The organism is Bradyrhizobium sp. sBnM-33 (genome assembly GCF_032917945.1).
Taxonomy (GTDB): domain Bacteria; phylum Pseudomonadota; class Alphaproteobacteria; order Rhizobiales; family Xanthobacteraceae; genus Bradyrhizobium.
Genome location: NZ_CP136624.1, coordinates 6063725 through 6084333, shown reverse-complemented (window position 1 = coordinate 6084333; position 20609 = coordinate 6063725). Strand labels below are relative to the sequence as shown.

The following is a 20609-nucleotide window of genomic DNA, read 5'->3' as shown; positions in this document are numbered from 1 at the left end:
ATTTGCCGTCGGCAGTCGGCGCAAATTAGGTCAATAATACTTACCCAATATCGATTTGTCCATGGCCCAGAAAGAATGTGGGTCAGCCCTTTGCCGCGGTTGCGAGGCCGCGCCCCGTCGCGTAATTCCTGTCCATGACAGCAGCACAGAAAGCCCGCGAGTCGACGCCCTCGGTGGCCTCGGCGCATGACAAGATTCTGATTGTCGACTTCGGCAGTCAGGTGACGCAACTGATCGCCCGCCGGGTGCGCGAGGAGGGCGTCTATTCCGAAATCGTGCCGTTCCAGAAGGCCGAAGCCGCCTTCAAGGAGATGAAGCCGAAGGCGGTGATCCTCTCCGGCGGGCCGGAGTCGGTGCACGAAGAAGGCTCGCCCCGCGCGCCGCAACTGATCTTCGATTCCGGTGTTCCCGTGCTCGGCATCTGCTACGGCCAGATGACGCTCGCCGCCCAGCTCGGCGGCGAGGTCGAAGGCGGCCATCACCGCGAGTTCGGCCGCGCCGATGTCGAGGTGAAGACCGCGAGCAAATTGTTCGACGACACCTGGGCGATGGGCGAACGCCATCCGGTGTGGATGAGCCATGGCGACCGCATCACCAAAATGCCGCCGGGTTTTACCGTCGCCGCCGTCTCGCCGAACGCGCCGTTTGCGGTGATCCAGGACGAGAAGCGCAAATATTACGGCCTGATGTTCCACCCCGAAGTGGTGCATACGCCCGACGGCGCCAAGCTGCTGCGCAATTTCGTCCGCAAGGTCGCAGGCTTCACCGGCGACTGGACCATGCGCGCCTTCCGCGAGGAGGCGATCGAAAAGATTCGAGCGCAAGTCGGCAAGGGCAGAGTGATCTGCGGCCTGTCCGGCGGGGTCGATTCCGCGGTCGCCGCGGTGCTGATCCACGAGGCGATCGGCGATCAGCTCACCTGCGTGTTCGTCAACCACGGCCTGCTGCGGCTCAACGAAGCCGAGACGGTGGTCGACCTGTTCCGCCATCACTACAATATCCCACTGGTGCACGTTGATGCCTCAAAGCTTTTCCTTGGTGAGCTCAAAGGCGTCAGTGATCCCGAGGCGAAGCGCAAGACGATCGGCCGCCTGTTCATCGACGTGTTCGAGCAGGAAGCCAAGAAAATCGGCGGCGCCGAATTTTTGGCGCAGGGCACGCTATATCCCGACGTGATCGAGAGCGTCTCCTTCACCGGCGGCCCGTCGGTGACGATCAAGTCGCACCACAATGTCGGCGGCTTGCCGGCGCGCATGAACATGAAGCTGGTCGAGCCATTGCGCGAACTGTTCAAGGACGAGGTCCGCGTGCTCGGGCGCGAACTCGGCCTCCCCGAAATCTTTGTCGGCCGCCACCCGTTCCCCGGGCCGGGTCTCGCGATCCGTTGTCCCGGCGACATCACCAAAGAGAAGCTCGACATCCTTCGCAACGCGGACGCGGTCTATATCGACCAGATCCGCAAAGCCGGCCTCTACGACAAGATCTGGCAAGCCTTCGCGGTGCTGCTGCCGGTGAAAACCGTCGGCGTCATGGGCGACGGCCGCACCTACGAATACGTCGTGGGTCTCCGCGCCGTGACCTCCACCGACGGCATGACTGCCGACTTCTATCCCTTCGACATGAGCTTCCTCGGCGCCACCGCGACGCGGATCATCAACGAGGTGAAGGGGGTGAATAGGGTGGTGTACGACGTAACGAGCAAGCCACCGGGGACGATTGAGTGGGAGTAGGGGGTCGTCAGGGTGCGGAGGGCGGAAGTTCGGCCCAACGATAACCTTTCTCGCCAGTCGCATCACCCCGCCATGGAACGGGGTTGCCATTAGGCCTGAATTGGAAGTCGATTCCGAACGCGGTCTTGGCAACTTGACCTTCAACATATTCCTTTTGCCTGGGAGACTTGCGCCAACCCCGAATTTCACCTTGAAGATATGATTGCTCAGAGACTCCCTTTAGTCGATACAGTCCTCGTCGAAAGCCCGTGCCCTTTGGACCTGTGCCTCGAGGCTCCACTACCGAGCGTCCAGGTGGGCGGCTGAATTCCGTGAAGCGTCCACCGGCCTTTGCCCACTGCTTTAGGTAAAGGACGGGAATGTAGTGATGCTTGGGGAGCTTCTGCTCCTCCTCGCTTACCATAGCCGACTCATTTTTAGAGACGGTAGAGATTAGTTGCTTGAATTTAACGGCACAACCTCTGACGCGCCTGTCTCATGCAAGCTATAAGCAAGCGTAGCCCGGGTGAGGGCAGCGACACCCGGGACCGCTCCCCCGCATATCGCTTCGCTCATGCGGGCTACAACTCTGCTCGCGGCGCCGATCTCCCCTGCTGAAAACGCCGCCTGCGTATTGCGCGCCACCATGTTACGACTTCGCAATCATCCCTCCGGAGTCAGCCTTCATGTCCGTCGCGACCGCCTCCAGCCAGCCCACCCTGACCGCCGCCGAAACCGATCCGGAAACGTTCGGCTGGATGCAAGGCTTTCCCCCGCCGCCGGACAAGACCATCACCTTCCAGAACGGCTCGTTCCGCAGCTTTCCCGAACTCCGCTGGGCGTGGAGCAATATCCGCCAACTAGTGCCGACCGTGAATGTCTGGCGCGGGGCAGGGCCCGCGTCGGTGCTGCCGCGCGAGGAGCATGATATCGGCGCGTCCGCTTCGGTAACGATGGACGGACGGCCGATGACGTTCGCGCGCATGCTTGAGGAAACCTATGCCGACGGCATCGCCGTGCTGCACCGGGGCAAATTGATCTACGAACGCTATTTCGGTGCGCTGAAGCCGCACAAGCCGCACATCGCGATGTCGGTCACCAAATCGTTCACCGGCACGCTCGCCGGCATTCTGGTCGCGGAGGGGAAGCTCGATCCGCAGGCGCCGATCACCGACTATGTGCCGGAGCTTAAGGCCAGCGTTCGGTGATGCGCGCGTGCATGAGGCGATGGATATGACCACGGGCCTCGAATACACCGAGGTCTATACCGACAAGAATTCCGGCGTGTTTGGGTTGCGGCGGGCGAACGGCATGGCGCCGATCGAGCCGGGCTATGAGGGCGCGACCAATATTTCGATTTCCTGTGTGCGCAGCGCAAGCAGGGCGAGCACGGCAAGGCCTTCGCCTACAAGACCGTCAATTCCGACGTGCTGGCCTGGATCTGCCGGCGGGCGAGCGGCATGACGCTGTCCGATCTCCTATCGGAGCGGATCTGGATTCCGATGGGTTCGGAAGAGGACGCGCATTACCATGTCGACCGCATCGGCACCGAAAGCGGCGGCGGCGGGCTTTCGACGACGTTGCGCGATCTCGCCCGCTTCGGCGAGACGATCCGCAATCACGGTCGCTTCAATGGCCGCCAGATCGTGCCGTCTCAAGTCGTCGAGGACATCGCGCGCGGCGGCGATCCCGAAAAATTCAAGCCGGCCGGCTACACCACATTGCCCGGCGCCTCGTACCGGAACCAGTGGTGGGTGACGCATAACGCGCACGGTGCCTTCATGGCACGCGGCGTTCACGGGCAGGGCATCTATATCGATCCGAAGGCCGAGATGGTGATCGCCCGCTATGCCTCGCATCCGGCCGCCGGCAACGCCGCCAACGATCCCGTGACGCTGCCGGCTTACATGGCGCTGGCGAAAGATTTGATGGCGGGCGGCTAACACCCGCCCTACGGGTCGCCGCGCACCGCCGCCTCGATCTTCGCCACGTCGATCTTCCCCATCGGCATCATCGCTTCGAACGCGCGCTTGGCGACGTCGCCGCCCTTGGCCATCGCGTCGGTCAGCACGCGCGGCGTGATCTGCCATGACACGCCCCATTTGTCCTTGCACCAGCCGCAGGCGCTTTCCGTGCCGCCATTGCCGATGATCGCGTTCCAGTAGCGGTCGGTCTCTTCCTGGTTGTCGGTGGCGATCTGGAACGAAAAGGCTTCGCTATGCTTGAAGAAGTCGCCGCCGTTGAGACCGATGCAGGGGATGCCGCACACGGTGAACTGCACCGTCAGCACCTGGCCGGCCTTGCCGCCGGGAAAGTTCGATGGTGCCTTGAGAATCGAGTCGACGCGGCTGTCGGGAAATGTCTTCGCGTAGAAATTGGCCGCCTCTTCCGCGTCGTGGTTGTACCACAGGCAGATCGTGTTCTTGCTCATCGTTGCTCTCCTTGAATGGGATAATTCCCGTTTCAGGGCAAAGGACGTCCAAACAGGCTGCGTTCCGACACCCCCCGAAAGTTTTTTGCAACCTCGCGAAATCTCCTCAAATCGTTGATTGGCCAGCGGTTGCGGCAATGATTGGATACACGCAGCCGGGCGTGGCAAGCAGCCTTGCGATGGGTGGAAGGGTAAATGAAAGGTCTTGAAATTGCCTGCTTGCATCTGCGGCGGCGTTTTCGATCACCTTTATCGTCTTTATGCTGTTTTGGAAGTGGCTGGACGACGGATCCTTGGCACCCTTGGGTATGATCCTGCGCTTTCGCCGGGCAAATCACTTCTGATTTTCAGAAATCGTGTCAAGCCCAAGAATCAATGGGAATCAAAAATATTCTGCTTTCGTTCTCACCCAAATCAGTCGCATAACTCCGCCCGTCTCACGGCAGATGAGGGGCGCTTCGCGATCGTCACGAACGTGCGGTGAGATGCGCTGGACGCTGATGGCGCGCTAGACGTACGCGCCGGACGCGTACGGCGAAGTCGTGTGGTTCGGGCGCCGCGGTGCTGGCGTTAAGCTTGCGATAAGAAGCGCAGGCGACGGAGGCAAAAGAGCCGTTCTCCGGGAAGAGCACGAAGTAAGCCGTAAAGCCATTGCGCAGGGAAGGCCGGAATGCTCCCGCTGCCCTGTATGCTCGTGTGCAGTTTTGTTTGCGCAAATCGCACGCGAGACCGCGGGTGCAGCAAGCACCCGGTCTTCCCTGCGCCCTCTAATGATTCAGAGGGCTTTGGATGACGCAAAGCTCGGGCGCTTCTCGCCGCGAGAATGCGGACTCACACCCTCGTGCTGTTTGAAACGTAGATCAGTCATAGAGTGGGATAGCGCAGCGTATTCGCCAATCAGCCACGATCGGCGCGGCGCACCGTCATTGAGCGCCACGATCTATCCACCGCGAAACGATTGGCGATGCGTGCCGCCGGCATGTTCAAGCTTCCATCAGCCTGGAGGACAGGAATTCGATGAAGCGCTGGGTCTTGGCTGGAATAAGGCGTGTTTCGGTCACGGCATGAATACTGACCGACGACCCCTGCCATTCGGGCAGGACACGCCTGAGCCGGCCAGAGGGAGATCGTCGGCGACGATCTTCTCGGCAAGCAGGGCGATGCCCTGGTCGTTGACCGCCAGGGCGCGGGTCATCCCTACACTGTTGAGCGTGAAGCGGCCGCTAACGCCGACATCGACCTTGTTCGTCCCCTGGTGCAGAGTCCAGGTCGTGACCTTCGGCATGCAGATGCATTCATGCTCCGCCAGGTCCGCCGGTGTCGCGGACTCGCCTGACGCTTCGATATAGCCAGGAGACGCATAGAGATGACGCGAATGCCGCCCGATCAGGCGCGCGATCAGGCTGGAATCTTCCAGTTTGCCGATGCGGATCGCCACATCGAACGGCTCGGCCACCAAATCGACACGGCGTGGGGTCAGGTCGAATTCGAACGTGATGCCGGGATAGTGCCGCGCGAAGTCGGCGATGATCGGCGTGAGATAAAGCGTGGCGAAGTCGACCGGGAGCGAAACCCGCAGGACCCCGCTCGGCTGTTCAAGCATCGCGCCGAGTTGTTCGTGCGCGAGCCGTGCCTCGTCGACGATTCGCTTGCTTCGTTCATAATAGAGCTGGCCGGGCGCTGTGAGCTCGATCTTGCGTGTCGTGCGATGCAGCAGCCTCAGGCCGATCGCCTTCTCCAACTCGCTGATACGTCGCGACAGAGTGGAGTTTGGCATGCCGAGAGCCTCTGCGGCCTTCCGGAAGCTCCTGGCTCTGGCCACCTCCACGAACAGCGCCATGTCGTTCAAATGGCTTAACTGATTGCTCCATAGATGGAAAGATGATTTCAATTCTGCCGGATTTATCCCGAGATCGGAATAGTGGACAAGGACTCCAACGAATGGAGAGCCCCAATGAATCCACTGTTCACCCCGGCCCGCGTTGGCCGCTACATGCTTCCCAACCGGCTGGTCATGGCGCCGATGACCCGCAGTCGCGCCGGCTTCGACGGTACGCCGGGAGAGCTGGCGGACGAATATTATGCTCAGCGCGCTGGTGTTGGCCTGATCGTCACCGAAGGCACCCAGCCCTCGGATGACGGGCAGGGCTACCTCACCACCCCGGGCATCTACACTCCCGCACACGTCGCCGGCTGGCGGAAGGTCACGTCCGCCGTGCACGACAAAGGCGGCCACATCTTCATCCAGCTCATGCACGCCGGGCGCATGTCGCATCCCGACAACACGCCGCATCATCGCCAGGCGGTCGCGCCGTCCGTGATCGCGCCGGGGACGGGCATGTTCACGGCGACCGGGATGCAGGACATTCCCACGCCGCGCACGCTGACGACCGAAGAGGTGCGCCAGACCGTCGCCGATTTCCGCCATGCGGCCCGCTCAGCGATCGAGGCCGGCGCCGACGGCGTCGAGATTCACGGCGCGAACGCCTATCTCGTCCAGCAGTTCTTCGCGCCGAGCGCCAACACGCGCACGGACGAATATGGCGGCTCCATCGAGAACCGCGCCCGCTTCGCCATCGAGGTCGCCACGGCGATCGCCGAGGAGATCGGCGCGGACCGCGCCGCGATCCGCCTGTCCCCCGGCACGACGATATGGGGAATCGACGAAGGCGCCGAAGGACCGGACCTCTACCGCTATCTCGTCGCCGAACTCGACAAGCTCGGGCTCGCGTATGCGCACATCATGCACCAGGGCAACGAGCCGTTGCTGGCCGATATTCGCAAGCTCTGGCACCAATCGCTGGCCGGGTCGTCCGCGCGACCAGATCGGCGCCGACGTGGCCTCGGGGCTGGCCGATCTCGAAGCCTATGGCCAGATGGTCCTGGCCAATCCGGACTTCGTTGTGCGGCTGAAGGCCAATACAGCGATGAACGAGGCAGACCACAACACCTACTTCGGCGGCGCCGCACAGGGCTACATCGATTATCCAGCCCTGAGCGCCTGAGGTTCGCGGCTGCCTGTCGTCCAGCTCCAGCGGGTGGGCTCGTACTGAATAGCCGCCGTTCTCACAAGGCTGTCTCGTGTCGGCAGCTTTCATGGTCTCAGTTCTCGAAACCTGTCAGTCCGCTACCGGCCCAACCCCGCCATTTAACCTAACTCACCGGGCGAAGGGAGCGACGAGGTGGGGTGCGTGAAATCGTAAATCACGCATCGCGTGCAGATCTGGTAGGATCAGGGTGACGGTACTTTTTGGCAGTTGCCAGCCAGACCGGCAATGGCTGACAACGGCTCACAGCCGCCGGGGACGATAGAGTGGGAGTAGGGGGCGTGACCAGAGCGGGATGGTTTTTCTTCGAATAGTCATCCCGCTCTGTCTTTCCGGATCATGCCCTAAGCCGGGAAGAACTGATAATCGATGATGATCCGGCCTTCGTCGTCGATGATCAGAAACTCCAATCCCCTGACTAGGACTGTGTCACCATTGGCGGATAGCATCTCCCAATGGAACGTCATGACGTCGTGCAGACGGCGGGCTCCGGGCGCCGCGCGAAATCGGTTGCCGTTATCCCTGACATTTCTTTCATGGGATCCCCGGACCCGCTTCTCCAGCTCGTCATAGCCCCGGGCCTGCCGGCCTTCGACGAAGTGTTGGCCATTTGGCACCCAAAGCGCTGATATGGCGTCGCGCCTTCGCTGCTCGTCGGCTTCATTCCATACGGCAACGTATCGATCGGCTAGCGTCTGTGGGTCGAGCATCGCTTTTTCTCCAATTGGCGATCTGGCGTTCTGAGCGAGAGCAGGGATCGCAAGCACTGCGCTCATCAGAAATGCGAGCAGGTAGTAATCAATCCTGGGCATGTTCCACCTCGAAGTTTCGCGGTTTCAGTTCGAACCAAAGCCCCGCGCCAGCATTCGCGTGAGCGTCGGCCGAAATCGATGACCCCACAGGTCAAAAAACAGCAGTTCTGCGCAGCCAACTTGACCTCTGAGGTCATTGAGAACAGCCGGTTCGGGCGCTAGGCTCGCGCAATGAGTGCCTATCAGCTCCCTTTCGGCATCCTTCTCCGGCGTTGGCGCGAGCGGCGCCGTATGACGCAGGCCGATCTCGCGCACGCAGCGGAGAGCTCGACCAGGCATCTGTCCTGTCTTGAGACCGGCAGGTCGCAGCCCAGTCGTGAAATGATCCTGCGACTTGCCGAACATTTGGATCTGCCGCTTCGCGATCAGAACAAGCTGCTTCTCGCCGCGGGCTTTGCCCCCGCCTTCGAGGAGCGCGCGCTCACGGAATTGGAGGCGGCAAAGAGCGCCATTGATCGTGTGCTGATGGCTCATCGGCCGTACCCGGCCTTCGCGGTCGATCGGCACTGGAACGTGATACTGTCGAATGCGGCGCTTCCACAGCTTTACGAAGGCTGTTCGGCGGAGCTCTTGCGCACCCCGGTCAACGCCATGCGTCTCCTCCTGCATCCGTCCGGAATGGGTCCGCGCATCCTGAATTTCGTGGAATGGCGCGCGCACTCTCTGAGCGTCCTTCGCCAACAGATCGACACGCGGGCCGATCCGGTTATTCAGAGATTGCATGCAGAAATAGCGGCCTACCCTGTTCCGCCCAATTCCGAGCCCTCCGGAGGCTTGGAGGCTTCGCAGCGTCTGGCAACACCACTTCGTATCGCTACACGCCTGGGCACGGTGGCATTCCTGAATACCGTGACCGTTTTCGGCACACCCAATGATGTGACACTGGCTGAGCTCGCGTTGGAAATGCTCTTCCCAGCCGATGCCAGGACTATTGAGGTCACAAAAAGCATGGTGCAGGAGCAGCCCCCGCCAAACATCACGCCCAGCGGTAACGGCTCGCTTATTCGCGACTTGGTAGCCTGACACGGCTCGCAGGACATTGCAGAATAGAATTGCGGTGTTAGTGCACTAAACTCAGCCGGTAGGGCGGAATAGCGCAGCGTATTCCGTCAATCGGGTGCCGGGCGGCGCAATGCGCTGCGCTGTCGGCTAACGAGCTAACCCCCGAAACGGATTGACGATGCGCAGGCCTTCACCTTCATTGAGCTGTGTTCGTGATGGCGGGTTACGCGTTCGCTGACCTGCTTTAGGAGTTGATCTTTTTCGATCTCCGAGGTGCCGGTCGATCCCGTATGGGCTCCTGAGCAGAAGTGAAAGTCGCCGAGGAAGATTCAGTTCGTGGATCAGCCCAACGGGTCCGCGCGAAGCGCGGCCCGATGACAGGCTCCGGCATAATCCACCGCATTGTCTCATCAGAACTATTTGGTGGAACGGCGGGTTACGCTTCGCTAACCCGCCCGACGAGCTCGATAAATCTCTCAAAGGCGCAGCAATCAGGTGACGCGGTAAATGCGGTACTCGATCTGGTTTTTTCCGGTGAGACGGCCCTCGGCCACAAACAGATGCTGGTTGAGCCACGCGTATTTCGATGCGCCGGCATCGAAGCGCATCGCCATCCGCATGTAGTGATCTTCAAAGCGCGTGGTGTTGGCCGCCTCGGCGGCCTTGGTGAATGCGTCATTCATCTGCACGAGGCCGGTGTAGTGCAGCAGAATAACCGCGTCGTCATCTGTGATGAATTGGACGCGAACATCGGGCCGGCCAAAGCCATCCGCGCCCGGCCGGTACCAGTCACCGCCCGGCATCGCGATACGCGCCTTGATGCGCGGACCTTCCAGTGTGCCCTCGCTCATCTCCCAGTAGATGTGCTCGCCGACGGGCGAGCCTTGCGTCGCCGGCATCGGACCGCGCACGCGCAGACGATAGGTCATCTCGAATTCAAGACCAGCCATTGGATCGGCCTTCGTATTCGGTAACATCGGTCAACGGCGGCGAAGGCGTGCCGTTCCCGGCGAAGGACTGCCCGGCTCGGTTCCAGACATGTCCGGGATCAAGACGCGTTTCGTGCACGTCCTCGCGTTACGTCCAATCGGCGGGTATCCATCTTTCGCTATCCGCTTTTCAGCCCTATCTGCTCCTCGCCGCGGAGTGGAGAGCGATAGCCAATTACGACATCACGGCTACAAAAAGGAGCAACGCATGAGCGCGACAGCACTGGCCGTCCAAGGGCACCGGCTGATTCAGATCGGCGTAGCCTTGTTCCTCTTCACGAGCTTCCAGGGATTTGCGGTGCCGTATTTCGCCGCACCAAATCTCGGCCGTTCGGTTCACACGCTCAGCGGATTCACGGGAGTGTTGCTTGTGGCCTTGGGTCAGGTCTGGCCGAAGCTGCAGCTCACATCGACGCCGTCACGGCTGGCATTCTGGTTTCTCATCTATTCCGCGCTTGCAACGATCGCCGGTTTCGTGATCGCGGCTCTCTTGGGGGCCGGTGGTTCGATCATTCCGATCGCGGCGGCCGGCGCTCGTGGGAGCGACGCTCAGGAGATGCTGATCCAACTCGTCATGTACCCAGCCGCCCCGACGGGAATCATATCCTTTTCGCTGATCCTCTGGGGGCTTCGCGGCAGCGGGGTTCATGAGAACGCTGTAGAGGGCTGACCGGAACACAGCGCGTTGGGTGGATTGGCCGGAGGGCGCAATCCACCGCACCCATCTCGACTTATCCCTTCGACATGAGCTTCCTCGGCGCGACCGCGACGCGGATCATCAATGAGGTGAAGAATTACGGTGACACTCTAATCTGTATTACGATGACCGGCGTCCGCACTTCGCTTCTGCCAAGTGCCCGCTTCAGGCATAGCCAACCCAGCCGCGCCAGGTAAACGCGGCGTAGAACAACTCGACATCCCTGAAGCCGGCCTCACGCAGAATTTGCGCGTCGTGTTCCGGGCTGAGCAGGCTCAGGTGGGCCTCGACGGCAGCACGCGCATTGTTGGCCCGGTTTGGATCGGCGCCGGAAGCTATCGCATAGGCGGCATAGCGGGATAGCCATCGCGCGCGCTCGCCGTCAGCTTGCGGAAAACTGGAATGGGCGGCCACAAAGGGCGCGCCGGGTCGAAGGCGGCGGTGGATTTCCCGTGCGGTCCGCCGCCGTTCGTCGACGTCGAGGAAATGCAGCGTGAGCAGGCATGTGGCGGCATCGAACGGCCCATCGGGCGCATCATCGATATAGCCCTGCTGTAACTGCACCCGCGCATTGAACTGCCCCAGCGTCTGCTCGGCCAGCTTCAGCATCTCGGCGGCGGGATCGATGCCAACGAAACGCCAGCGATGCTCCGCCTCTGCCAATGCCTTCAGTTCTAGGCCGCCACCGGCGCCGAGCACCAACACAAGCGCGTCTTGCGCAGCCTGCTCCGCCAACAAGATGCGGCTCATGCGGTGAAGGTCCGCAAAGCCGGGAACGAAGCGTGGTGGCCCTTCCGCGTAGCGCGTCACCGCCGCGGGATCGGAGAAGTGGGCCAGCAATACTGAGGCTGCCGCATCATGATGCATGAACAATATCCAGACGATGACGGTTGCGCCGGTCACCCAGACGCTTTTGAAAGTCGGCGCTCACCATCGCGAGCGTCACATCTGCCAGACGCGCCAGCAGCAGCGCCTCCGCATCGTCGAATGCCTCGTCGAGCGCGGCGTTCACGGCCTGCTCGACAAGGCAGCCGGGCGATTCTGTTCTGTTTCCTACGGCGAACAGCGACGGTTGGCCGAGCGCCTCATAGACGTCCCGCAGCGAAATCGTCGCGAGATCGCGGGCGAGGGTCCATCCGCCGCCATGTCCTTTCTCCGATCGCACATGGCCATGATCTCGCAGCCCGGACATGAGCCGCCGTATCACCACCGCATTGGTATCCATGGCCTTCGCCAGCGCTTCCGACGTCACCGGCTCTTTCTGCTCGGCCATGTGGAGCAGTACGTGCAACACGCCTGACAATCGACTGTCTCTTCTCATGTAACTAATGATATTACATGATTAACGGCCCGTCAAGCTGCGGCAAATGATTGGATGACATCCCGTCGAAGGGATGGGAGGAATGGCACGTTTTCTATCGGCGGCGCTATGGACGGCTTCGCGGAGCCTGTCATCGGGCGCGCATTCGCGCGGCCCGTTGGCTCACAAGGACGAAGTTTGCCCATCGAGTGCGACAAACCGGCATGAGGCAAGTCAATCCTGATTTTCAGAAATCGTGTCAAGCCCGGGAAACAAAAATATTCCGCTTAACACGAGGGGCAAATCAGCCGCATAACTCCGCCCGTCTCACGGCAAGATGAGGGGTGCTCGCGATCGTCACGAACGTGCGGTGAATGCGGTGGACGCTGAATGCGCGCTAGACGTACGCGCAGGAAGCGTATGGCGAAGTCGTGTGGTTCGGGCGCCGCGGTGCTGGCGTTAAGTCCGAGAGGGGCAAGCTTCTCACGGCCGACGGAGGCAAAAGAGCCGTTCTCCGGGAAGAGCACGAAGTAAGCCGTAAAGCCATTGCGCAGGGAAGGCCGGAGTGTTTCCGCTGTACCTGTATGCTCGTGTGCGTTTCCTGTTGCGCACTTTGCACACGAGACCGCGGGTGCGGCAAGCACCCGGTCTTCCCTGCGCCCTCTACTCATGCAGAGGGTCTTTCGATGACGCAAAGCTCGGGCGCTTCTCGCCGCGAGAATGCAGACTCACACCCTCATGCTGTTTGAAACGTAGATCAGTCATAGGCGGAATAGGCATTCCGCCAGATCGGATGTCGCCGTCGCCACAGACGGGCCTTCATGGTTCGAGACGCGCTTCGCGCTCCTCACCATGAGGGACTTGTGATTTAGCAAGGCTGTCGCGTCCTACGCCCCCTCAAACCTTACTGCCGAGGCGTATTAAACTGCGGACATCGATGCACGTAATCCCAGGGGATATCGTACACGCATGTGAAGCGGATATCGTCCGATGTTTTGAGGGGCGGAGTCTCCACGACGACCGGTCGCTCGACCTCATTCGACAGACCATAGACGACGCCGCCGGTCGGCCAGAAACCGCTTACTCCCCGGTGATGATGGTGATGATGCCCCGATTTGGGGAATGCCGGGAAAGCCGGACGCGACGGCGCAACGCCTGCGCCGCGCGCCACGCCCGGATCGGCAAATGCCTCGCCCGCGGCAAGGACAAGCGCGACTGCACTGAGAGACGCGATCAACGTCGTTCTATAGGTCATGGCACTCATCCATCGTAGGTTACTGAGCAGCATTCCCAAAACGCTAAGCTGAGCCTTTCGTGCCCGCAAAGACATAATTAATTATTGGTTAAGGCGTAATCTTAATGGGGGACGCTCTCTTCGCCGGTGGCAATGGCGTAAGGTCAAAGCCGCCCGGGATAATTGATCGGGGGCAGGGGGCATAAGGCGGAATGGGCGATATCTATGACCCGCAGTTCGTGAAGGCCGTGTTCGATCGCTGCTCGGATCGCTACATTACCTTCAGCCAGATCTGCTCGTTCGGCTTCACCGAGCGCTGGCGCAAGCAATGCGTGGCGGCGATGCCGGTGCTTCAAGGGGGCGGCACTCGCGGTTACGATCTCATGGCAGGAACCGGCGAGGTCTGGCCTCATCTGTTGAAGCGCTTCGACGATATCGGCGCGATCACCGCCGTCGATATCTCCTCCGGTATGCATCGTCGCGCCATGGCGCGACTTCACGCCCACCACCGAATCGAATTCATAGAGGATAACGTGCTGGCAAGCGACCTGCCGTCGGAGAGCGCGGACTTCGTCATCTCCACGTTCGGCTTGAAGACGTTCAACCCCGAGCAGCATGCGCGACTGGCCGCCTTGATCGCGCGCGTGCTGAAACCCGGAGGCGTCTTCTCCATGATCGAGGCGTCGGACCCGAAAGGGTGGTGGCTTCGGCCGCTCTACCTGTTTCATCTCAGGGTGATCTTGCCGCTCATCGAGCGTATCTTCTCCGCGGCGCGCAGGATTTTGCGATGATCGGCACTTACAGCATCAACTTCGGCAGTGCCGCCGAGATCGCAGCCATGCTGCGCGCCCACGGCCTAGAGGTGAAGTTCTCAAAGTACTTCTTTGGCTGCGCGACGGGCGTCGCCGGCCGCAAGACCGCGCCGCAAGATTGACGGCATGAAAGCGCGACCGGATGATTTCGGTCTCGAAGTCTGTCGCTATGAAGAGCGCTTGGCGCGCAGGCAGAGCGCAGGCAGCCGCGCCGTCAGGGATTCCAGCCGCCGCTACCATACTCGCGGGTAATAATTTCAATAAGGTGTCCGTTCTTCTCCTTGAAGTAGATGCCACGCCCACCGTCGTGGTGGTTGATCTTGCCCGGTTGCGTCTGTCCAGGATCGGCCCAGTAGGTAAGCTGCCGTTCCCGGATGCGGTCGAAGATCTCGTCAAACTCGCTTTCGCTGGTCAGAAATGCATAGTGCTGCGGAGCAATGTCGCCGTCGACATCCATGTAGTCGAGATTGGCGCCGTTCTCGGTGGTGACCATATAAAATGGCCCCCACCGCCGCGGCGCCGGCAGACCGAGCATCTCGGCCAGGAATGTTGCCGATGCCTTGCTATCGCGGGTCGAGAGGATCGTATGATTGAAATGGATGGCCATGGCGATCTCCCAGGCTGGAACAGCTTCATCGTTTTCCTACGTGGAACTGGTTAACTGGCGCGCAGGTTGTATCGTTCCATTGATGAAACGAGCGCAGGGGTATTCCGCTATCGCGGTATGGCCGGCGCTTTTGCGCTGCGCTAAGCCCCGCGAAACGGATTGACGATACGCAAGCCCGCCATGCCGTGCTGCAAGTCCTCAGACCAGAGCGTATCGCATCCGGCGTGAAGCGCCGAGGCTGCAGTCATCGCGTCGTAGGTGGAAAGGCCGTATCGCTCGGCGAAGGCAGCCCTTCCAATTACCGCCCATAAAGCCGTTCGTCCCACCACACTGGCTCGGGGAGGGTGTGCGTGATGTTCCTGGCATCGGGATGGGCCGGGTTGATCAGAAAATTGCGCTCCAGCCGCGCCGGGATCGAGGGGACGATCAGGAGCGCCGAACGCTTCCCCTCGCACCATTTCTGGCCGAAGCTCTTGCAGATGGTTTCGTTGCGTGAATCCCAGCCGGGATGCGCAGCGGTCTGGAATATCTCATATGAGACGCCGTTCGGTATCGTGATCTCGATGAAGTGCTGGTTGGCGGGCATCACCAGATTGGCATGCACCAGCTTCTCGAGCATGGCAGTGGAATAGTGCTCGGACGCGTAGATCATCGGGCTGGTGTGCGTATTCCACCGGCCCGGGTAGAGGCGCGATCCCTCGGCATCGTACACGGGGTAGGCGCCGTCCGGGTCCCCGATGCGATAGCATGTCAGGACACGATCACTCTTCGGCACGCCTAGACGCCGCCGCTATAGGCTGTACGCCCCAGCAGGTTGACGACAGCGTCCGCCCCCGGGCCGGTTGCCAAGGCCAGTTCAAGCGGGGTCTTGCCTTCAAGCATCGGATGCCGCCGGTTGAGAAAATCGCGCACCTTGGCCTCGTCGCGAAACACTTCGAGGCCGAAGGCGAACACTTTTGCGACACGCGCCAGCCGGTCGCTCTCTTCGGTCGTCAGATGCTGCTTTTCCTTGCGGCGCCGTTCCAGCGTCGGCTTCGGCACCACACGATAGGTGAAGTCACGGACGTCCTGCGGGGATACGCGGCCGGCGAATTTGTCCAACGCCGATACCGGCAGACCCTTCTCTACGGAACGGGCGAGGGTAAGCGTCGTCTCTGTGTTCTTCGGCTTGACTCCGAGCAGACCGGCCAGGATCGCGGCTTGATGGCTCACGGAAATCTCCAATTCAGATGAGACAAAAGTATGCCTCAGATGAGACTTAGTCAAGTCGCGCACAGGCGAGTCGCGCCAAGAGTGCAGCGCATTTCGCCAACAACGGGCTCAGCTATTGCGCCCCAGGCCTATCTCTTTCGACCACCTGAAGCAGGCCGATATCGCACGTAGTCGATCAGCGCGCGTAGTTTTGGCGGCAGATTTCTTCGGTCCGCGAAATAGAGAAAAAAGCCCTGAAAGGGTGGGCAATACTGCTCCAGCAGCGGCACCAGTTCGCCGCGCTCGATGTAGGGCCTGAACGTCTCCTCCATGCCGAACGTCAGGCCGCCGCCGGCGCAAGCGGTCCGCACCATGACCCACATATCATTGGTCGTGATCCTGGGATTGACGGCGACGTCGAACTCGCGGCCGTCTTCTTCGAACTCCCAACGATAGGGCGCGACGTCAGGCGCCGGACGCCAGCCGATGCAACAGTGCTGCGCAAGCTCGGTCGGGTGCGTGGGCGCGCCAAAGCGCGTCAGATACGACGGTGCAGCGACGACCATCTGGCGCTGGTCGCCCGAAACCGGCACGGCGATCATGTCCCTTTCGATCACTTCGCCAAGGCGAACGCCGGCATCGTAGCCCTCGGCGACGATATCGAACTCCTCGTCGGTGACGGTGATGTCGATCTGTACGGCCGGATAAGCGTGCGTAAAACCCGCAAGCAGCGGCCCGCAGATGAAGCGCTCGGCGATCGAGGAAACCGCGAGCCGTAGCTGTCCTGTCGGCTTGGCGTCGCGATCCTGCGCGGTGTCGAGCGCGAGTTCGATTTCCGCAATGGCTGGCGCGACGCGCTGGTGCAGTCGCACGCCGGCCTCGGTGAGGCTGACGCTGCGCGTTGTCCGCTGCACGAGCGCCACGCCCATCCGGTCTTCCATTCGCCGGATTGCCTGGCTCACCGCCGAGCGGGTCACGCCCAGCCGCTCGGCCGCGCCGCGAAAGCTTTTCGCTTCAGCGACCGTCAGGAACACCGAAACGAGGTTCAGGTCTGCCGTCATTGGTTAGCCAAATTTACCAAGCTAGTCACGATTGAGCAAATTGTTTCACCTATAGCGGCGTCGTATGTGCGTCCCGACAGAAGTTGGAGGCACCGACAATGACGTCTCTGGATCATTACCGTCTGCTCGGACGGTCCGGACTGCGGGTATCCCCGATCGCGCTCGGCACGATGACCTTTGGTTCGGACTGGGGCTGGGGCGCCGACGCGGGCGAGGCACGTCGGATCTTCGATCTTTACGTCGATCGCGGTGGCAACTTCGTCGATACCGCCGTGAACTACACCGACGGCGCCTCCGAGCGCATCGTCGGCGAGTTCATCAAGGACAAGCGCGACCGTATCGTGCTCGCGACCAAATTCACCATGGCGCGCGAACCGGGCAACCCCAACTCGGGAGGCAACCACCGGCTCAATATGCTGCGATCGGTGGAGCAGAGCCTGCGGCAACTCAACACCGACCGTATCGACTTGCTCTACCTGCACGGCTGGGACATGACCACGCAGTGCGATGAGGTGATGCGGGGGCTCGACGATCTGGTGCGATCAGGCAAGATCCACTACGTCGGCATCTGCAATACGCCGGCCTGGCGCATTTCCCAGATGCAAACAATCGCCGATCTCCGCGGCTGGTCAGCTTTCGTGGCGCTGCAGATCGAATACAGCCTGGTCGAGCGCACGGTCGAGCACGAGCTCATTCCGATGGCAGAAGCGCTCGGCATGGGCGTGCTGCCCTGGTCGCCGCTCGGCGGCGGCGTATTGACCGGCAAGTACGCGCGGTCGGATATCGCGGACTCGCGCGACGCAAGCATCTCACCGACGCGCAAGGGTGTCATTGCGTCGTCCGGCCACCTCAATGAGCGGTCCATTGAAATCGCCGATGTGGTCCGCGCTGTGGCCGAGGAAGTCGGCGCGAGCCCGTCTCAGGTGGCGATCGCCTGGACGCTTGCGAACCCCGCCGTTACGTCGCCTGTCATGGGTGCGCGCACATTTGCCCAGGCAGAGGACAATCTCGGTGCCCTCGGGATCGCGCTGTCGCCTGACCACCTCGATCGGCTCAATCAGGCCAGCGCGTCCGACCCGATTTTTCCCATCCGCTTCGTCGGCCGTCCCATGGTTCGGCAGCTCATCTTCGGTGGGGCATCCGTCGCCCTGCGGGATCGAAGTTAAGAAGGAATTGCAGCAGCAAAGGAGAAATTCATGAGAGCCTTGGCAACTCGCGCATCCGCATGGTGCCTATGCGCCGCAATGTTCACCGCTTCCAGCCTGACCACGGCTGCTCCCTGTGGTCAGATGAGTACGGCGCAAGATGACAACAAGCGCGTGGTCACCGAAGCCTTTCATCGCTGGGCGGCGGGTGGAACGTCCTTCTTCAACGAGGTGCTCGCCGAGAATGTCGTCTGGAGGATCAAAGGATCGAGTCCAGGGGCCGGGGAGTTCGAGGGACGTGAGGCCTTTCTGGAGCGAGCCGTCCGTCCATTCGCGGCGAGATTGTCCACGCCCGTGCGTCCAACAGCCGTGCGGGTCTTTGCCGATGGCGATCATGTGATCGCTCACTGGGAGGGGAGCGGGATCGCCCGCGACGGCAGGGGCTACAGCAACAGCTATGCCTGGATCTTCCGCATGCACGACGGAAAGGCGACGGAGGTGACGGCCTATCTCGACCTCGTGCCGTACGAGGATGTCCTGCGGCGCATTCTCGCGCCTCAGCAGTAAGACGTCGGCCGATCATTTGGAGGAAAATAGATGAGCTGTCGTCCGGCCATCGCAGGTGCGCTGATGCTGGGATTGATTTTTGTCCGCGGACCATGGGCGGCTGTCGCTTCCGGCGAGGCCGCCCCAGCCAGTAAACCCGAACAGCAATCCATGGAGAAAACAATGACGCAGCATCCCTATATTGGCATGTGGGTGACCGATGGCGGCCACATTCGCCACGAGCTTCTTCCAAACGGCCGCTACGACGAAGCCCGCGGCACGCGCAAGAGCGCCTACCAAGGCCGCTACGAGATCAAGGGCGACCACATCGACTACTGGGACGACACCGGCTTTACCGCCGACGGCAGGTTCGTCGACAAGGATACGCTCCATCATGGTGGGATGATCTTTCGCCGCCAGTAGTATCACTTGCCTCGATTGGAGTCGCCGCAGCCCTAAATCTTTCTCGGCAGCGATTGGTTGAGCGCGGGACCAAATCGCGCGCCTGTGCGTTAGCCGGTGGACCCGGATATCGCCATGACCGCCATGTTTGCCAAAGGCTTTGCTGATCTCGACCGCGAGGTTGCGGTCGAGAGCCTTCCCGTCATCGGCACCGTACCGAGATGGCTATCTGGCGCGCTGCTCCGCACAGCGCCGGCCAAATTCGACCTCGGCAGGCAAACCGTGAACCACTGGTTCGACGGCCTCGCTATGCTGCACCGGTTTGCCTTCGTCGACGGCAAAGTCTCGTATGCGAACCGGTTCATCCGTTCGGCGAACTATCGGGAACAGCGACGATCCGGCCGCTTGAGCCGCGGCGAGTTCGCAAGCGACCCCTGTCGGACGCTGTTCGGCAGAGTGCTCTCCAGATTTCTCGATAAGCCGACCGACAATTGCAATGTCAGCGTCAACGCTCTTGGTGGATCGCTGGTGGCGCTCACGGAAACAACCCTGCCGGTGCGATTCGATTCCGAAACTCTCCAAACACTGGGGCATTATGAATACGGCAAGCAGCTCGGCGGCCAGATCTCGATTGCTCATCCGCACCATGACGCAACCCGCCGCTGTCAGTTCAGTTATGTGGTGGAATTCGGCCGGCGAAGTCGGTACCGGCTGTTTCGCGTGGCGGATGAGGACGGCGCTGAAACCACGATCGCCGAATTGCCGGCGGATCGGCCCGCGTACATGCACAGTTTCGCGATGACGGAGCGCTATCTCGTCCTGGCGGAGTTTCCGCTGGTGGTCAGCCCGCTGCGGTTGCTCCTGAGCGGCGAGCCGTTCATCAGAAACTATCGGTGGCAACCGGAGCGCGGGCTGCGCTTCCAGGTCGTCGAGAAGGACAGTGGCCGACGGATCGCAACAGCGGAAGCTGAAGCGGCCTTCGCCTTTCATCATGTCAATGCCTATGAGCGAGGCGGCGAACTCGTGCTCGACCTCGTCACTTACCCCGATCCGGGTATCATCGATCAGCTCTACCTCTCGCGTCTGCGCGCCGGCAAGCCGGTCGACGCGGTGGGGTCTCTCTCTCGCTATGTTGTTCCGCTCGGCACCGCAGATCGCGCGGCGCGGAAACATCAGATCACCACCACCGCCATCGAACTGCCGCGGATCGACTATGGCAGGGTCGCGGGAGAGTCCTACCGTGTGGTCTGGGGCACGGGAAATCGACAGCCGGGGAATTTTCTCGACAGCCTTGTCCGGATCGACGTTGAGACGGGTGAGTGCACTGTGTGGGCAGAGCCCGGATGCTATCCGGGAGAGCCGGTGTTCGTCGCTGCCCCGGACGCTGGCAACGAAGCTGAGGGTGTGTTGCTTTCGGTTGTTCTGGACGGGCGGAACGACAGGTCATTTCTCCTCGTTCTCGATGCAACTCGCATGACCGAGATCGCTCGAGCGGAGTGCCCCCACCAAATTCCTTTTGGCTTCCACGGCAATTTCTTCCCAACCGGCAATGGTGGATTGATATTGCGAAATGCTCACCGCTGAGAAGCTTAGGGGCTCGGGGTGCACGCGGCGGCCTGGCACG

Annotated in this window: 21 protein-coding genes and 3 pseudogenes; 12 read left to right on the top strand and 12 right to left on the bottom strand. The window is 61.3% G+C overall.

Annotated features, from left to right (window positions below; genetic code table 11):
• Positions 1-134: 134 nt before the first annotated feature.
• Entirely contained in the window at positions 135-1730 is a 1596-nt protein-coding gene (gene guaA / locus RX328_RS28705; RefSeq protein WP_213249874.1) for a glutamine-hydrolyzing GMP synthase, read from the top strand.
• A gap of 7 nt (positions 1731-1737) precedes the next feature.
• Here the strand turns inward: guaA and RX328_RS43870 are convergent, their stop codons facing one another.
• Positions 1738-2133 carry a DUF4238 domain-containing protein gene (locus RX328_RS43870; protein WP_213249875.1) on the bottom strand — a complete coding sequence of 132 codons (396 nt, stop codon included), beginning with the start codon at positions 2131-2133 and terminating at the stop codon, positions 1738-1740.
• Between the two features lie 262 nt (positions 2134-2395).
• Here RX328_RS43870 and RX328_RS28700 point away from each other — a divergent pair.
• A pseudogene (locus RX328_RS28700) lies at positions 2396-3652 on the top strand (serine hydrolase domain-containing protein).
• 8 nt (positions 3653-3660) lie between these two features.
• Here RX328_RS28700 and RX328_RS28695 read toward each other — a convergent pair.
• Positions 3661-4140 carry a VOC family protein gene (locus RX328_RS28695; RefSeq protein ID WP_213249876.1) on the bottom strand — a complete coding sequence of 160 codons (480 nt, stop codon included), beginning with the start codon at positions 4138-4140 and terminating at the stop codon, positions 3661-3663.
• Between the two features lie 205 nt (positions 4141-4345).
• Here RX328_RS28695 and RX328_RS28690 point away from each other — a divergent pair, with 205 nt between their 5' ends.
• Positions 4346-4624 carry a hypothetical protein gene (locus RX328_RS28690; RefSeq protein WP_213249877.1) on the top strand — a complete coding sequence of 93 codons (279 nt, stop codon included), beginning with the start codon at positions 4346-4348 and terminating at the stop codon, positions 4622-4624.
• Positions 4625-5123: 499 nt separating this feature from the next.
• Here the strand turns inward: RX328_RS28690 and RX328_RS28685 are convergent.
• Positions 5124-5980 (bottom strand): annotated as a pseudogene (locus tag RX328_RS28685) (LysR substrate-binding domain-containing protein).
• Positions 5981-6094: 114 nt separating this feature from the next.
• On the opposite strand from RX328_RS28685, the pseudogene RX328_RS28680 reads away from it, so the two are divergent.
• Positions 6095-7145, top strand: a pseudogene (locus tag RX328_RS28680) (alkene reductase).
• 386 nt (positions 7146-7531) lie between these two features.
• Here RX328_RS28680 and RX328_RS28675 read toward each other — a convergent pair.
• Positions 7532-7999, bottom strand: a complete 468-nt coding sequence (locus RX328_RS28675; protein WP_213249879.1) for a hypothetical protein — start codon at positions 7997-7999, stop codon at positions 7532-7534.
• Between the two features lie 171 nt (positions 8000-8170).
• Between RX328_RS28675 and RX328_RS28670 the strand changes: the two genes are divergently transcribed.
• Positions 8171-9022, top strand: coding sequence for a helix-turn-helix transcriptional regulator (locus tag RX328_RS28670; RefSeq protein ID WP_213249881.1), 852 nt, complete (start codon positions 8171-8173; stop codon positions 9020-9022).
• A 470-nt stretch (positions 9023-9492) separates the two neighbouring features.
• Here the strand turns inward: RX328_RS28670 and RX328_RS28665 are convergent, their stop codons facing one another.
• Positions 9493-9951: a DUF3237 domain-containing protein gene (locus tag RX328_RS28665; protein WP_213249883.1), complete on the bottom strand. Its 459-nt coding sequence runs from the start codon at positions 9949-9951 to the stop codon at positions 9493-9495.
• An 88-nt stretch (positions 9952-10039) separates the two neighbouring features.
• On the opposite strand from RX328_RS28665, the gene RX328_RS28660 reads away from it, so the two are divergent.
• Positions 10040-10660, top strand: coding sequence for a hypothetical protein (locus RX328_RS28660; RefSeq protein WP_213249885.1), 621 nt, complete (start codon positions 10040-10042; stop codon positions 10658-10660).
• A 192-nt stretch (positions 10661-10852) separates the two neighbouring features.
• Here RX328_RS28660 and RX328_RS28655 read toward each other — a convergent pair whose 3' ends face one another.
• The 3 genes from RX328_RS28655 to RX328_RS28645 form a co-directional block, all read right to left on the bottom strand.
• Positions 10853-11554, bottom strand: a complete 702-nt coding sequence (locus RX328_RS28655; RefSeq protein WP_213249887.1) for a class I SAM-dependent methyltransferase — start codon at positions 11552-11554, stop codon at positions 10853-10855.
• Positions 11544-12008, bottom strand: a complete 465-nt coding sequence (locus tag RX328_RS28650) for an Rrf2 family transcriptional regulator (protein ID WP_213249889.1) — start codon at positions 12006-12008, stop codon at positions 11544-11546. Before RX328_RS28650 ends, RX328_RS28655 begins: the two co-directional genes overlap by 11 nt.
• 883 nt (positions 12009-12891) lie before the next feature.
• Complete coding sequence (locus RX328_RS28645; RefSeq protein ID WP_213249891.1) at positions 12892-13242, bottom strand: hypothetical protein; 351 nt, start codon at positions 13240-13242, stop codon at positions 12892-12894.
• 191 nt (positions 13243-13433) lie between these two features.
• Here RX328_RS28645 and RX328_RS28640 point away from each other — a divergent pair, with 191 nt between their 5' ends.
• The gene (locus tag RX328_RS28640; RefSeq protein WP_213249893.1) at positions 13434-14012 is read left to right on the top strand and encodes a class I SAM-dependent methyltransferase; all 579 of its coding nucleotides are present in this window, start codon (positions 13434-13436) and stop codon (positions 14010-14012) included.
• Entirely contained in the window at positions 14009-14155 is a 147-nt protein-coding gene (locus RX328_RS28635; protein WP_213249895.1) for a hypothetical protein, read from the top strand. The genes RX328_RS28640 and RX328_RS28635 overlap by 4 nt, the downstream gene beginning before the upstream one ends.
• 92 nt (positions 14156-14247) lie before the next feature.
• On the opposite strand, the gene RX328_RS28630 is transcribed toward RX328_RS28635, so the two are convergent.
• From RX328_RS28630 to RX328_RS28610, 4 genes are all read right to left on the bottom strand, one after another.
• A complete protein-coding gene (locus tag RX328_RS28630; RefSeq protein ID WP_213249897.1) occupies positions 14248-14640 on the bottom strand; it encodes a VOC family protein in 393 nt (130 codons plus the stop codon).
• A gap of 298 nt (positions 14641-14938) precedes the next feature.
• Positions 14939-15415 (bottom strand): RES family NAD+ phosphorylase, encoded by a 477-nt coding sequence (locus RX328_RS28620; RefSeq protein WP_213249899.1) that lies wholly within the window; start codon positions 15413-15415, stop codon positions 14939-14941.
• A gap of 2 nt (positions 15416-15417) precedes the next feature.
• Positions 15418-15852, bottom strand: a complete 435-nt coding sequence (locus RX328_RS28615) for an antitoxin Xre/MbcA/ParS toxin-binding domain-containing protein (protein WP_213249901.1) — start codon at positions 15850-15852, stop codon at positions 15418-15420.
• A gap of 128 nt (positions 15853-15980) precedes the next feature.
• A complete protein-coding gene (locus RX328_RS28610; RefSeq protein ID WP_213249903.1) occupies positions 15981-16892 on the bottom strand; it encodes a LysR family transcriptional regulator in 912 nt (303 codons plus the stop codon).
• A 98-nt stretch (positions 16893-16990) separates the two neighbouring features.
• On the opposite strand from RX328_RS28610, the gene RX328_RS28605 reads away from it, so the two are divergent.
• From RX328_RS28605 to RX328_RS28590, 4 genes are all read left to right on the top strand, one after another.
• On the top strand, positions 16991-18058 hold the full coding sequence (locus RX328_RS28605) for an aldo/keto reductase (RefSeq protein WP_213249905.1): 1068 nt from the start codon (positions 16991-16993) through the stop codon (positions 18056-18058).
• Between the two features lie 78 nt (positions 18059-18136).
• On the top strand, positions 18137-18604 hold the full coding sequence (locus tag RX328_RS28600; protein ID WP_249726247.1) for a nuclear transport factor 2 family protein: 468 nt from the start codon (positions 18137-18139) through the stop codon (positions 18602-18604).
• A 63-nt stretch (positions 18605-18667) separates the two neighbouring features.
• The gene (locus RX328_RS28595) at positions 18668-19006 is read left to right on the top strand and encodes an Atu4866 domain-containing protein (RefSeq protein WP_249726248.1); all 339 of its coding nucleotides are present in this window, start codon (positions 18668-18670) and stop codon (positions 19004-19006) included.
• A gap of 114 nt (positions 19007-19120) precedes the next feature.
• On the top strand, positions 19121-20569 hold the full coding sequence (locus RX328_RS28590) for a carotenoid oxygenase family protein (RefSeq protein WP_213249909.1): 1449 nt from the start codon (positions 19121-19123) through the stop codon (positions 20567-20569).
• Positions 20570-20609 lie beyond the last annotated feature (40 nt).

Coding starts and splice junctions, on each gene's coding strand:
- RX328_RS28600 (WP_249726247.1), top strand. CDS start 18,137: ATGTTCACCGCTTCCAGCCTGACCACGGCTGCTCCCTGTGGTCAGATG.
- RX328_RS28610 (WP_213249903.1), bottom strand. CDS start 16,892: ATGACGGCAGACCTGAACCTCGTTTCGGTGTTCCTGACGGTCGCTGAA.
- RX328_RS28695 (WP_213249876.1), bottom strand. CDS start 4,140: ATGAGCAAGAACACGATCTGCCTGTGGTACAACCACGACGCGGAAGAG.
- RX328_RS28650 (WP_213249889.1), bottom strand. CDS start 12,008: ATGAGAAGAGACAGTCGATTGTCAGGCGTGTTGCACGTACTGCTCCAC.
- guaA (WP_213249874.1), top strand. CDS start 135: ATGACAGCAGCACAGAAAGCCCGCGAGTCGACGCCCTCGGTGGCCTCG.
- RX328_RS28630 (WP_213249897.1), bottom strand. CDS start 14,640: ATGGCCATCCATTTCAATCATACGATCCTCTCGACCCGCGATAGCAAG.
- RX328_RS28655 (WP_213249887.1), bottom strand. CDS start 11,554: ATGCATCATGATGCGGCAGCCTCAGTATTGCTGGCCCACTTCTCCGAT.
- RX328_RS28635 (WP_213249895.1), top strand. CDS start 14,009: ATGATCGGCACTTACAGCATCAACTTCGGCAGTGCCGCCGAGATCGCA.
- RX328_RS28660 (WP_213249885.1), top strand. CDS start 10,040: ATGTCCGGGATCAAGACGCGTTTCGTGCACGTCCTCGCGTTACGTCCA.
- RX328_RS28645 (WP_213249891.1), bottom strand. CDS start 13,242: ATGACCTATAGAACGACGTTGATCGCGTCTCTCAGTGCAGTCGCGCTT.
- RX328_RS28640 (WP_213249893.1), top strand. CDS start 13,434: ATGGGCGATATCTATGACCCGCAGTTCGTGAAGGCCGTGTTCGATCGC.
- RX328_RS28605 (WP_213249905.1), top strand. CDS start 16,991: ATGACGTCTCTGGATCATTACCGTCTGCTCGGACGGTCCGGACTGCGG.
- RX328_RS28590 (WP_213249909.1), top strand. CDS start 19,121: ATGACCGCCATGTTTGCCAAAGGCTTTGCTGATCTCGACCGCGAGGTT.
- RX328_RS43870 (WP_213249875.1), bottom strand. CDS start 2,133: ATGGTAAGCGAGGAGGAGCAGAAGCTCCCCAAGCATCACTACATTCCC.
- RX328_RS28665 (WP_213249883.1), bottom strand. CDS start 9,951: ATGGCTGGTCTTGAATTCGAGATGACCTATCGTCTGCGCGTGCGCGGT.
- RX328_RS28675 (WP_213249879.1), bottom strand. CDS start 7,999: ATGCCCAGGATTGATTACTACCTGCTCGCATTTCTGATGAGCGCAGTG.
- RX328_RS28670 (WP_213249881.1), top strand. CDS start 8,171: ATGAGTGCCTATCAGCTCCCTTTCGGCATCCTTCTCCGGCGTTGGCGC.
- RX328_RS28595 (WP_249726248.1), top strand. CDS start 18,668: ATGCTGGGATTGATTTTTGTCCGCGGACCATGGGCGGCTGTCGCTTCC.